General features: G+C 32.3%; 11 protein-coding genes. 9 read left to right on the plus strand and 2 right to left on the minus strand.

The features are described 5' to 3' along the window. Window positions 1–187: 187 nt before the first annotated feature. From P6733_RS07300 to P6733_RS07320, 5 genes are all read left to right on the plus strand, one after another. The gene (locus P6733_RS07300) at window positions 188–961 is read left to right on the plus strand and encodes a DUF3108 domain-containing protein (RefSeq protein WP_306351452.1); all 774 of its coding nucleotides are present in this window, start codon (window positions 188–190) and stop codon (window positions 959–961) included. Between the two features lie 3 nt (window positions 962–964). Continuing rightward, entirely contained in the window at window positions 965–1,903 is a 939-nt protein-coding gene (locus P6733_RS07305; RefSeq protein WP_306351454.1) for a tryptophan 2,3-dioxygenase family protein, read from the plus strand. A gap of 19 nt (window positions 1,904–1,922) precedes the next feature. Further along, window positions 1,923–3,152: a M23 family metallopeptidase gene (locus P6733_RS07310; RefSeq protein WP_306351456.1), complete on the plus strand. Its 1,230-nt coding sequence runs from the start codon at window positions 1,923–1,925 to the stop codon at window positions 3,150–3,152. Window positions 3,153–3,155: 3 nt separating this feature from the next. Beyond that, window positions 3,156–4,799 (plus strand): glucose-6-phosphate isomerase, encoded by a 1,644-nt coding sequence (gene pgi, locus P6733_RS07315; RefSeq protein ID WP_306351458.1) that lies wholly within the window; start codon window positions 3,156–3,158, stop codon window positions 4,797–4,799. Between the two features lie 310 nt (window positions 4,800–5,109). Further along, on the plus strand, window positions 5,110–7,908 hold the full coding sequence (locus P6733_RS07320) for a TonB-dependent receptor (protein WP_306351460.1): 2,799 nt from the start codon (window positions 5,110–5,112) through the stop codon (window positions 7,906–7,908). A gap of 85 nt (window positions 7,909–7,993) precedes the next feature. On the opposite strand, the gene P6733_RS07325 is transcribed toward P6733_RS07320, so the two are convergent. Beyond that, window positions 7,994–10,237 (minus strand): cation:proton antiporter, encoded by a 2,244-nt coding sequence (locus tag P6733_RS07325; protein WP_306351462.1) that lies wholly within the window; start codon window positions 10,235–10,237, stop codon window positions 7,994–7,996. 98 nt (window positions 10,238–10,335) lie between these two features. Further along, window positions 10,336–10,749 (minus strand): hypothetical protein, encoded by a 414-nt coding sequence (locus tag P6733_RS07330; RefSeq protein ID WP_306351464.1) that lies wholly within the window; start codon window positions 10,747–10,749, stop codon window positions 10,336–10,338. Window positions 10,750–10,959: 210 nt separating this feature from the next. On the opposite strand from P6733_RS07330, the gene P6733_RS07335 reads away from it, so the two are divergent. The 4 genes from P6733_RS07335 to P6733_RS07350 all read left to right on the plus strand — a co-directional run bounded on the left by P6733_RS07335 (window position 10,960) and on the right by P6733_RS07350 (window position 13,796). Further along, window positions 10,960–11,403 (plus strand): hypothetical protein, encoded by a 444-nt coding sequence (locus P6733_RS07335; protein ID WP_306351466.1) that lies wholly within the window; start codon window positions 10,960–10,962, stop codon window positions 11,401–11,403. An 85-nt stretch (window positions 11,404–11,488) separates the two neighbouring features. Continuing rightward, complete coding sequence (locus P6733_RS07340; RefSeq protein ID WP_306351468.1) at window positions 11,489–11,965, plus strand: septal ring lytic transglycosylase RlpA family protein; 477 nt, start codon at window positions 11,489–11,491, stop codon at window positions 11,963–11,965. Window positions 11,966–12,132: 167 nt separating this feature from the next. Further along, window positions 12,133–12,624 (plus strand): GbsR/MarR family transcriptional regulator, encoded by a 492-nt coding sequence (locus tag P6733_RS07345; protein WP_306351470.1) that lies wholly within the window; start codon window positions 12,133–12,135, stop codon window positions 12,622–12,624. Between the two features lie 38 nt (window positions 12,625–12,662). Further along, the gene (locus tag P6733_RS07350) at window positions 12,663–13,796 is read left to right on the plus strand and encodes an efflux RND transporter periplasmic adaptor subunit (RefSeq protein WP_306351472.1); all 1,134 of its coding nucleotides are present in this window, start codon (window positions 12,663–12,665) and stop codon (window positions 13,794–13,796) included.

The following is a 13,796-nucleotide window of genomic DNA, read 5'->3' on the forward strand; positions in this document are numbered from 1 at the left end:
TACCTTTGCACTCGCAAAATAAGAGGTCGTAATTCCTCGAGTTTTGTATAAATTTTCATAATTTATAGTTTTTTGGTTGGTTAATAGCATAAAAACTCAGTCATTTTTTTGACTGGGTTTTTTTGTTTTAATACATTTGGAATAGAAATTGTATTTTGTATACCCAAATCCCATTAATCTATTCAATATGAAAAAAATAATCATTCTTTTTGTGCTTACGATATCAATTAGTTTACAAGCACAAACAAAAGAAACATTTACTGTTGGCGAATGGTTTAAGTTTAGAATCCATTATGGGTTAGTAAATGCGGGTTATGCTACTGTTGAAGTGAAAGAAGGTATAAAAAACAATAAAAAAGTTTTTCATGCTGTTGGGAATGGATATACTACAGGAGTTACTAAGCTCTTTTTTAAAGTAAATGACGATTATCAAAGCTATTTTGATAAAACTACAGGTCAGCCTTATCATTATATTAGAAAAATAGATGAAGGAGGATATAAAAAAAATCAAGAAGGATTTTTTAATCAATCAAACAATACAGTATTCGTTAAAGATTACAAACATGATTCTGAAAAGACGCTATCAGTACCCGAAAATGTACAAGATATTATGTCTTCATTTTACTACTTGAGGAATCATCCGGACATCGATAAACTTAAAATCGGGGAGTCGATTACAATTGATATGTTTTTTGACGAAGAAACGTTCAAGTTTAAGTTAAAATATATTGGTAAAGAGGATATAAAAACTAAATTTGGGAAGATTTCCACTTTAGTATTTAAACCTTCTGTGCAAGCAGGTCGAGTTTTTAAAGAAAAAGAAAGCTTAACGGTTTGGATTTCAGATGATGAGAATAAAATACCGGTTAGAATTAAAGCAAGTTTAGCCGTTGGTTCATTAAAAGCTGATCTAGAAGAATATAAAGGACTGAAAAACCCTTTTACCATAAAAGTTGAATAAAAAATGAATACCATACCCCATTTAGAAGCACAATTAGAACGATTAGACGAGAAATTTAAGGCAATAAACCAAAAAACTGAAACCCATCTTGAAGGGTTAATTTGGTCTAAGCCGATAACATATTGGGACTATATTCAAACAGATGCCCTGTTGAGTATCCAAACACAACGTACAACTTTACCCGATGAAATGGTTTTTATCATGTATCATCAGGTAAATGAACTTCTTTTCAAAATGATTTTGTGGGAAATTAATCAGATATCACACACTGAACTCCCGTCAACAAGTTATTTTACAGAAAAACTAATGCGCATTAGTCGGTATTTCGACATGTTGACCACTTCTTTTGATATTATGAAAGAAGGAATGGCAGTAGAACAATACATGAAATTTAGAAATACACTTACACCAGCCAGTGGATTCCAAAGTGCACAATACAGATTGATTGAATTTTGTTCAACCGATTTGATTAACCTAATCGATAACCGTTTCAGAGCAACAATTGATCGCAATACACCGTTTGATCATGCTTTTGAGCACCTATATTGGCAGGCAGCAGGAAAAGATTATCACACAGGAAAAAAATCCTATTTACTTCTTGAGTTTGAAAAGAAATACAAGAAGACTTTTATGGATTATATGGAAGAATATAATACAATCAATCTTTGGCAGAAATTTAAAGAACTTCCAATAGAAGATCAAAAAGACAAAGCATTAGTCGATGCAATGCGTCATTATGACCATACGGTCAATATTACGTGGGTTATGGGGCATTTTAATGCAGCAAAGAAGTATTTAGATAGTGGTAAGGAAAATGCAGAAGCTACTGGAGGCAGTGATTGGAAAAAATACATGCATCCAAAATATCAAAAGAGAATATTTTTCCCAGAATTATGGTCTGAAGAGGAGTTGAATACATGGGGTGAAGAGAAGAACGTTTAATTGGAAAAAAATATAGAAATTGAAATACGCAGTTTTAACCTTATTAATATTTTTTACAACAATATCTTGTAAAAATGAAGTAGAGAAAGTAGAAGAAGAAGTTGTAGTAAAAGCGCCAGTAATTGTTGAAGAATTTGGATTTACATTGAATGATTTTAATGTGGTTAGAGATACAATTGCAAGTGGGGATACCTTTGGTAAAATATTGTCAGAGAATAAAATTGATAATACCAACGTTCATTTGATCACAGAGAAAGTAAGAGATTCATTCAATATAAGAATGATTAAAGCAGGCAGACCTTTCACTTTACTACAATCAAAAGACGCAAAAAAAGACCTGAAAGTATTCATCTATCAGCCAGATAATATAAATTACTTTGTAGTTGATTTAAGAGATAGCATTATTGCCTATAAAAAGAAAAGACCCATTACAATTAAAAGAAGAACCGTAGCTGCGGAGATAAAATCTTCGCTGTCTCAAACCTTAAATGAAGCAGGTGTTGATAATTCATTAGCACATAATCTTTCTCAAATTTATGCATGGTCTATTGACTTCTTCAAAATTCAAAAAGGAGATAAATTTGCAGTAACCTTTAATGAAAAATATATTAATGATACAATCTACGCAGGAGTAGAAAGCATTGAAGCATCATTTTTCGATTACAAAGGAAAAACAATTTATGCATTTCCATTTGTACAAGATACTACATCAGGAAAGATCGACTATTATGATGAACAAGGGAAAGCATTGAAGAATTTTTTCCTAAAAGCACCGTTGAAATTTAGCCGTATATCATCCCGATTCTCTCCGCGTCGATTCCATCCAGTACAACAACGATGGAAAGCACACAATGGAATTGATTATGCTGCTCCGCAAGGAACAGAAATCATGACAACAGCCTCAGGAGTAGTTGAGAAAACAGGATATACAGCAGGGAATGGAAATTTTGTAAAAGTAAAACACAATGGAACTTATGCAACGCAATACCTTCATATGTCTAAGATTTTAGTAAGACAAGGACAACATGTTACACAAGGACAAGTGATTGGTAAGGTAGGTAGTACGGGATTAGCCACTGGGCCGCACGTATGTTATAGATTCTGGAAGAATGGGGTACAGGTAGATGCATTATCACAAAAATTACCAAACTCCGAACCAATGAATGCAAAGCATAAACCTAGATTCACATCCTATATGATGCCTCTAAAAGCAGAATTGGATAGTATTGCAAAAATAAAATTTAAATAAATAATGGCCTTACATAATATTAATCCTACTGGAACGGCTGCATGGCAAGAACTTCGAAATCATTTTGAAGAGATGCAATTCGCTTCAATGAAAGAGATGTTTGCTGCAGATGAAAAAAGAGTAGAAAGATTTAATATACAATGGAATGATTTCCTATTGGATTATTCTAAAAATAGAATCAATGAAGAAACAATTCAGTTACTACTTAAGCTAGCAAAAGAAGTTTCGTTAGAAGAAGCAATATCAAAATATTTTCAGGGAGATTCAATTAATGAAACAGAAGAAAGAGCCGTTTTACATACTGCATTACGTGCACCAAAATCCTCAGTAATTAATGTAGAAGGATCAAATGTTATTCCAGAAGTATTTGAGGTTAAACAGAAAATAAAAACATTTACAGAAGAAGTTGTAAGTGGTTTAAGAAAAGGATATACAGGAAAAGCATTTACAGATGTTGTAAATATAGGAATAGGAGGGTCAGATTTAGGGCCTGCAATGATTGTTGAAGCATTACAATTCTATAAAAATCACCTCAATCTTCATTTTATCTCTAATGTAGATGGCGATCATGTGATGGAAACAATTAAACAATTGAATCCTGAGACAACATTGTTTGTCATTGTTTCAAAAACATTTACAACACAAGAAACCTTGTCAAATTCTGAAACCATTAGAAAATGGTTTTTAGCATCAGCACCAGTAGAAAGTGTAGGGCAACACTTTGTTGCAGTGTCTACAAATGTGCAAAAGGTGAAAGATTTCGGAATTAATGAAAACAACATCTTCCCGATGTGGGATTGGGTTGGAGGAAGATTTTCATTGTGGAGTGCAGTGGGTTTATCTATCAGTTTAGCAGTGGGATTTGATAATTTTGATAAATTATTGAAAGGAGCAAATGACATGGATGAGCATTTTAAAACGGCAGAATTTGATAAGAACATCCCTGTTATTTTAGCGTTGTTAAGTGTTTGGTACAATAATTTCTTTGGTGCCGAAAGTGAAGCAATCATTCCGTATACACAATACCTTCAAAAGCTAGCTCCATATCTTCAGCAAGGGATTATGGAAAGTAACGGAAAAAGTATAGGAAGAGATGGCAATCCTGTGAATTATCAAACAGGCACAATTATCTGGGGTGAACCCGGAACTAATTCACAACATGCATTTTTTCAATTAATTCATCAAGGAACAAAATTAATTCCTACCGATTTTATTGGTTATGTGAAGCCTTTGTATGGTAATAATGATCACCATGATAAGCTCATGTCAAACTTTTTTGCACAGACAGAAGCATTATTGAATGGTAAAACAGAAGAACAAGTTACCGAAGAGTTTGATAAACTAGGTCTGTCTGCCGATAGAGCTGCTTTTTTATTACCTTTTAAAGTATTTCAAGGCAACAAGCCTACGAATACAGTACTGATACAGAAATTAACACCTGAGAGCTTAGGTTCCTTAGTAGCTCTATATGAACATAAGATTTTTGTACAAGGTGTCATTTGGAACATCTTCAGTTATGACCAGTGGGGAGTAGAATTAGGGAAGCAATTGGCAACTTCTATATTGGACGAAATCAATACAAAATCAATTAAAAAACACGATAGTTCTACACAGTTTTTATTGCAATATTTTTTAGATAAAAAATAAATAGGATTAGAAATTAAAAATATAAAAAGCACTCTTTATGATCGTAAAGAGTGCTTTTTTATTTGGTGAAAAGGAGGTTTTTGTTAGAATAATTCAATGGTTTTATTAATATGTAAATGGTAATTTAACATTTTAGCCGATATTGTTAAAATATTAATAATTTTTTGTCTTAACTTGCAGTTTGTTAGGTGATTATTATTTTTAAGTGACGGTAAATGTTGGGCAATTATGTTAACATTGCCTTAACATTGCAAACAAATAAATGTTACATTTTTGCAAAAAATTTAAAACACAACAAAAAATGAAAAACATGAAAAATTGGTTGCTTTCAGGATTGCTATTCATGATCGTGTCAACTGCATTTTCTCAAGGAAAGATTACAGGAACCCTTATTGATGGTGAGATGAATTCTCCATTACCAGGTGCGAATGTAGTTGTTAAAGGAGCTTCAAATGGAGTGACTACAGATTTCGATGGTAAATTTATCATCGAAACTACAGCTGGCTCAGGACAGTTGGTTTTTTCTTTTATAGGTTTTGATAATAAAACAGTGAATTTCACTGTTGCAAATGGCAAAACAGTTAATTTAGGTAATGTAATTTTACAATCGAATTCAAGTGTCTTAGAAGATGTAGTAATTAAAGGTGGTGTAATTGATATCGCAAAAGATAGAAAAACACCAGTAGCAGTATCTACAATTAGAGCAGCTGAAATTCAAGAAAAATTAGGAAATCAAGAGTTTCCAGAAATTTTAAATAATACACCATCTGTTTATGTAACGAAAGGACAGGGTGGTTTTGGTGATTCAAAATTGAATATTCGTGGATTTGACCAAAAAAATATTGCAGTAATGGTAAACGGTATGCCAGTAAACGACATGGAGAGTAGTGCTGTTTATTGGAGTAACTGGTCTGGTATTTCGGATGTAACTACAGCAATGCAAGTACAAAGAGGTTTAGGGTCATCAAAATTAGCTATTTCTTCTGTAGGAGGAACAGTAAATATTGTTACTAGAACATCAGATAAAAAAGAAGGTGGAACAATTTCTAATGGAATTGGTAATGACCAATACTTGAAATTTTTAGCAACATATTCTACAGGAAAAATGAAGAATGGTTTGTCTGCTTCAGTATTAATGTCTAGAACTTCAGGTGATGGATATATTGATGGAACTAAATTTGAAGGATACAATTATTATATTGGTTTAGGATATGAAATCAATGAGAACCATAATATTCAATTAACGTTTACAGGTGCGCCACAATCACATAATCAGCGTTTTACAAATCCTACACTTGCACAATATGTAAAAGCGGGTAATGGGAATGGTATTCCAAACAAAAGATACAATAGAGATTTTGGTTATTTAAACGGAGAAGAATATAGTTTTAAAACAAATTATTACCACAAACCAGTGGCTTATTTAAACTGGGACTGGAAAATTAATGAAACAACAAAATTAGCTACTGTATTTTATGGTTCTTGGGGACGTGGTGGTGGATCATCAGCAACAGGAAGTATAAATGGTATGCGAAATGATAATGATCGTTTAAGAACACCAGAAGGATATATCGATGTAGATAAAATTCAAGCCTATAACTCAGGACAAACTGTAATGGTTCCTAATGCTACAGGTACAGGTATGATTTCGATTACAAGACAACAAACAAATGGACAATTTGTGAACAGTTCAAGTGGTGGTTCTGATACAGACTTTAGAAATGGTATTTCTAAAATTGCATCGGTAAACTCTCATGACTGGTATGGAAGTGTAATGACTTTGAATAAAAAAATAAATGAAAACTTGACATTAGACTTTGGTGTTGATTTAAGAACATACAAAGGAATGCACTATCAAGTAGTAAATGATTTATTAGGAGGTAATGCTTACTTGGATAACAATAACGTAAATGCACCAAATAGATTATTAACCTATCAATATGCTGCAGAAGCTAGTGGAAATCCATTTGTAAGTACTTCGTACCAACAAAGATTAGGTTTTAATAATGATGGAAAAGTAAACTGGTATGGAGCTTTTACACAATTAGAGTATTCGAATGATGTAATTACAGCTTATGTTCAAGGGGGTATATCTAACCAAGGTTTTAAAAGAATAGATCACTTTAAATATTTGGATTCAAATCCATTAGCAGAGACTAAATATGAGAATATCTTAGGTGGAAATGTAAAAGGAGGAGCGAATTATAATATTAATGAACAACACAATGTATTTGTGAATGCAGGATATTATTCTAAACAACCTTTCTTTAATGCAGTATATCCAAATAATGCATCTATTGTTAATCCTTATTTAACCAATGAGAAAATTACAGGATTTGAAGCTGGATACGGTTTCCGTTCTACATTCTTCACAGCGAACGTAAATGTTTACTATACTTCTTGGAAAGATAGAAATCTTAGACAAAGTATCAATACGACAGAAAATCCTGGAGGATATAATGATTTTAGAGCGCTTAATGAGGTACATACAGGAGTGGAGTTAGAAATGACTGCTAAAGTTACTGATGATTTAAAATTGATAGGTATGTTCTCTATGGGGAATTGGAAATACAATGGTAATGCGATTGTAAATACTTATGATCAAGGAAATAATCCAATTGGAGCTACAAATGGATTACTTTATTTAGACGATGTGAAAGTAGGAGATGCAGCGCAAATGACAGCTTCTATCGGAGCAACCTATAAAATTGTTGAAGGATTTACAGTTGACGCAAATTACCGTTTTAATGATAAATTATATGCAGCAATTAGTCCTGCGGATTTTAAAAATCAAAATAATAAAGGATCTTTAGAATTGCCAAACTACGGTTTAATGGATGCAGGAGCAGGATATAAATTATTGTTAGGGAAAGACAAATTACAATCATTGAACTTCAGATTGAATGTTAATAACGTTCTGAATACATTGTATATTTCTGAGTCAAGAACAAACATTCATGCTGATGATGCAGTAACAGTAAATAATCCTAATGGACCTGGACCTACATACGTTAGTTCAAACAGATTATATAGAGGTTTAGCTGATAATAACCAGGTATACTTTGGTTTCGGTAGAACATGGAACTTCTCAGTTGGATATAATTTCTAGTAAGAAAGTTTAGTTAGATTACATATAATAAGAAAAGGGCTTGAAGATATCTTCAAGCCCTTTTTGCATTCTATAATTAAGTGTTTTATACTTTGTTCAGTTGCATGGCAGTCACTAATTTTTGATCCCCTACAATCCATAATACATCCTCTTTAGCGAGTATCCAATTGGATTCAGGATTGATATAACGCTTTCCATTTCGTTCTATTCCGACAATCAAACCATTCGTTTTTTCTCGAAGTTGAGACTCTCTAATGGTCTTTCCAATATATTGATCATTATTAAGTTCGAATTGTTTAAGAATAATATCGCTCTCCGTTGTTTCGGAAGCAGTGACGCTATTCTGTTCAAGATATTCATTAAACTGAGCAATCTGTTCATCCGTTCCAATGAGATATAATATATCACCAGGATAGATTTGTTCATTGCGGGTAGGAATGTTTATTGTAATGGAACCACGTTTAATAATAGCAATGTTAATTCCCATTTTTTCACGTAAACCTAATTCAACTAGTGTTTTTCCAATGATTTTTGATTCCGGTGCAATTTCAAAACTCGTCATGTGCCCATCCCAAGGTGTTAATGCGCTTTTATTGCGAGAGGCTTCATTGCGTTCGCGATCATTAAAGTTCTTTAGGAAATGACTTTCCAGCTTATTATATGTCGCCTGTAGTTTTTTAGGGAACAATAAATATATAGTGACAAAAACAGCTAAAGCAATTATCGCAATTAACGGAGAAAGAAAATAATTCAACAACATTCCGATGTAGAATAATGTTAGTAAGATTCTAGAAAGTAAAAGGATAATTAACGGGCCATGTGTTCTCTTTTCTTTCCATAATTCTCCCATTGCGGTTGCGGCAACTCTGCGTAATGATAATGCCCATAAAAAAGGAGCCAAAATTAAGAGCGTAACTATGGTAACAATAATATTACCCCATTCTGTAGCTTTCGTTAATGGAACGAAGAATCGAGAAGCTAAAAGAATAATAGCGATAATGATTACCGAATGAATAATAATTTGAATGATATTAGCTCTTAAGACTAATTGCCAGTTACTCGTAGTTTTTATGTTTTGAGCATTCGTGCTGTATCGAGACAGAATTTTCAACCATTTTCTAGGCATGATTTTCTCCAATTTATTATAAGCCGGTATTGATAGCTTGATCATAAATGGAGTAGTAAATGTTGTAATTGCTGAAATTGCTACAATGATAGGGTAGAGAAAATCACTAGTCACTTTTAATGTCATTCCTAAGGTTGCAATAATAAAAGAGAACTCCCCAATTTGAGCTAAACTCATTCCAGCCTGTACAGATTGTTTTAAGGGTTGACCAGAGATTAAAGCCCCAACCGTTGTACTTATCGTTTTTCCAAAAATGGTTAATAGTGTGATTAATAATACGGGAAGTGCGTATTCTACTAAAGTATCAGGGTTAATCAACATCCCGACGGATACAAAGAATACCGCACCAAATAAATCCTTTACAGGTTTGACAAGATGTTCAATTCGTTCTGCTTTTGTTGTTTCAGCAATAATAGATCCCATGATAAAAGCTCCTAATGCTGCAGAAAATCCAGCTTTTGTTGCTAAGATAACCATCATTAAACAAAGGGCTAAAGAAACAATCAATGTGGTCTCGTCGTTCAGTAAGTTTTTAATCTTTTTTAAGAGGGTTGGAATAAAGAAAATACCACCCACAAACCAAAGTATAAGGAAAAATAAAAGTTTAAGTACTGATTCAAATAATTCAGATCCGGAAAACTGCTGGCTAATAGCAATTGTAGATAATAATACCATCATTAAGATGGCAACAATATCTTCAACAATTAAGGCACCAAAGACAATCCCTGCAAATTTTTGACCTTTTACACCTAATTCATCAAAAGCTCTAAGGATAATAGTGGTTGAGGACATAGAAAGTATGGCTCCTAAAAAAATACTATCCATAGTAGACCATCCTAGAAATTGTCCAAAGACATACCCTAAGAAAATCATGGATACAATTTGAACGATTGCTGTTATGGAAGAGGTTCCTCCCACCTTCATTAATTTTTTAAAGCTAAATTCTAAACCTAAACTAAATAATAAAAAGATAACACCGATTTCTGCCCAAACTTCTACGTTGTGAACATCCTTTACAGTAGGGAAAAGAGTAAAATGTGGGCCAGCTAAAAAACCAGCCACTAAATAGCCTAGTACAAGAGGCTGTCTTATTTTTTTGAATAATAATAGAGCTGCAGCTGCGGTCATTAATATAAGTCCTAAATCACTAATTAAGGGATATAAATGTTGAGTAGATTCTGCAACGTTTTGTAATTCATTCATAAATTATAATTGTATTTGTGTATTCTTAAGTCCAATAGTGATGCTAGAAAAATATTGATTTTCTAACATAATGTGTTTTTAAAATAATTCAGGGAGGATTACCAGAATGAGGTAAATGTATAAAAAGCAGACAGCAACCTTCCTTTGTGAAAAGAATATATTTTTATTGCACTTTTTATTTTATATGAAAATGTAAAATCATTCTTGATTGAATATAAATATTCAACTGTGTTACATTTATGGGATGCTAAACCTGAACCAGCAAGCTGTTTTTTAACCCTACAATGATTAAAATAAACAAAATCTGGAGTACTAACCTTTTTTGAAAAATGATATAATCCAACACTTTTGGTATGAGCTGAAATTTCTTTTTTGAGAAGAACTTCAGAATTAGTAGTTGGATAAAAATTAACAACTGTTTTAGAAATATTTGAGGCTGATATACTGCTAAAAGCAAACCCCATTATAAGGATTAGCCTCCAAGTTGCTAGTATTGCATGAAATTTTCCCATTTTTACAAATATAACATTTTTCCGCTGTTGAACTCTTAAAAAAATGTTATAGAAAGTAGTTGTGTTGTGATTTTTATTCGTTTTTGTATATTTTATTTTCCTGCAATTAGGAATGAATATAAATAACGAAAAAGTGACGCATGCCCTATGAATAGCGACTTAAGATCTAGTATTATTTCTTATTTTTGGATTTCAATAAAAAATCAAATTATGTACAATACCGTAAAAGAAATCCATTCAGGATGGGCATATTTAGTGTTAATTATGTTAGTTATTGCATTTGTAAACGCCTTAATAGGACTTACATCTAAAAAGACTTTTGTGAAAAAAGACTTTATGTTGTCACTTTTTGCTTTAATTTTTACACACATTCAATTGGTAATCGGTGCTATAATGTATTTTACATCTCCTTATTTAACCGCTGCAAAAGAAATGGGAATGGGTGGTACAATGAAAGATTCAACCTTAAGATTATATGTTTTGGAACATCCATTAATGATGTTGATAGCTATTGTACTAATTACAATGGGATGGTCAAAACATAAAAAAGAAACTACAGATCATGCTAAATTCAAAAAGATTACCGTTTTTTACGGTATAGCTTTATTATTTGTATTGAGTAGGATACCATGGAATGTTTGGTTAAAACTATAAGTATAATAGAGCCCTTTTATGAAGGGCTTTTTATTTGGGTATAATAATTGTTAGTCAGAATTGTTTAATTAAAAATATCACCTTCATGAAATATAAATATATAGGATTAGTAATGACTATTAGTTTAGTGATTTTCTGCAGTAGCTATACCACAAAAACAATTGCTAAAACTGATACAATTAAGATTTCACACTCAATTCAGGATTCTATAATCCAAGATTCAGTACAAGACTCTGTGAGAGAATATGAAGGGAAGAAATTAAAATTATATAAAAAACATGCACATGCCTCCTATTTAGCAGACAAGTTTAATGGAAGAAGAACGGCAAGTGGGGCGATATTCAATAACAACAAATATACTGCAGCACATAAAAAATTACCTTTCGGTACAAAACTGAAAGTAACTAATGAAGCAAACAAAAAATCAGTTGTAGTAGTTGTAAATGATCGTGGACCCTTTACAAAAGGGAGAGAAATTGACTTAACGAAAAAAGCTTTTTTTGAAATAAGTCGTACGAAACACCATGGTTCAGTAAAAGTTACAATTGAAATAATACAATAAATATAGGAAGCATTTTCTATTATAAAAAAGACTCGTTATTGCGAGTCTTTTTTTTTTAAATAATTAGAAGAATAAAATTAGTAATTAATTAACATTTTAATAAGTTCGTTTGGTTTGGTATTTACCGAACTAACCGTATCTTTGCCCGAAATTTAATTGATTATTTAATGAATACACAGCAAAAAGAAAAGGCTGAATTGATAGAGTTGTTTGGTGTTCACTTCGAAAATTATTATAATTTACCACCATTGGCCTCTAGAATTTTAGGGACTTTGATTATGAATAGCAGAGTTAAAGGGATGACTTTTGATGGGCTTGTTGAAAGTACAGGTGCTAGTAAAAGTTCAGTTTCAACCAACCTTAATTTATTATTGAAACTAGGAAAAATTAATTATTACACATTGTCCGGAGATCGAAAAAAATATTTTCGCTGTTCTCCTACCAGTGAAAGAATTCAAAATCAGTTACAGTTTTTAGATTCTGAAAAGGCAATGGTTAATAAGGTAAGAGAATATGAAGGCAGATTTCCAAATGAAGATGAAAGCCCTGAGAAAATAAAACACATGGAAACCTATATGAAATGCTTAGCAGAATTTGAAGACCTATTAAAAAGAGCCATTAGAGAAATGGACTTTTGTGGAACAGAAATGAATAAATAGAACCAAAATAACCTTACATATAACAAATATTTTATCAGATGAAGAATAAATCTATATGGAGTATGCTAATTGCACTACTCGTTTTATCATCGTGTGGAGATAAAAAACCACAACAACAAGCAATGGGACCAATGCCTTTTCCTGTTCAAAAAATTGTAAAGCAAGATGCAACAGTATATCAAGAGTATTCTGCTAATTTAGAAGGTCAACAAAATGTTGAGATTAGACCAAAAGTGAATGGTTTTATTGAAAAAATCTATGTTGACGAAGGTCAAGTAGTAAAAAAAGGTCAACTATTATTCAAATTAGAGACACAAGTACTAAGCCAAGATGCTAGCGCAAGTAAAGCAGCAGTAAGTGCAGCTCAAGTTGAAGTAGATCGTTTGATTCCACTTGTAGAACGAAAAATTGTGAGTAATGTACTTCTTGAAACAGCTAAAGCAAAATTAGCACAAGCAAAAAGTTCATACAACAGTATCAACGCTAACATTAATTTTGGAACAATTACAAGTCCAGTTGACGGTGTAGTAGGAAGTTTACCTTATAAAGTAGGAAGCTTAGTGAGTTCTACTACAGTAGATCCATTAACTACAGTATCTGATACGAGAGTAATGCGTGCTTATTTTTCAATGAATGAAAAGCAATTTTTAAATTTCAACAGAACATTTAAAGGAGCTACTCTAGCGGATAAAATAAAAAGCTTACCAGAAGTAGAATTAATTTTAGTTGATAATTCAGTTTACGATCAAAAAGGTAAAATTGAAACCATCAATGGATTAGTAAATGCAAGAACTGGTAGTACACAATTTAGAGCACAATTCCCAAACCCACAAAGTCTTTTAAGAAGTGGAAGTAGCGGGATCATCCGTTTGCCAATTGAGCAAAAAGGAGTGATGCTAGTACCACAAAATGCTATATATGAAGTACAAGGAAAACAAATGCTTTATGTAGTTGAGAAAGATAATAAAGTAAAATCAAAAGTTGTTCAAACTAACGGAACATCAGAATTAAACTTTATTGTAACAGGAGGACTTGAAGAAGGTGAAGTTGTTGTTGTTGAAGGAGCATCAAAACTAGCAGATGGACAAGAAATTGTACCTCAGGACGGAACTCAAAAAGACCCAAAAGCAGCAGCACCAAGCGGAGCAGCACCAACTGCTAAAGTAAAATAA

The sequence above is a fragment of the Flavobacterium aerium genome (genome assembly GCF_030766725.1).
Classification (GTDB): Bacteria; Bacteroidota; Bacteroidia; order Flavobacteriales; family Flavobacteriaceae; genus Flavobacterium; species Flavobacterium aerium.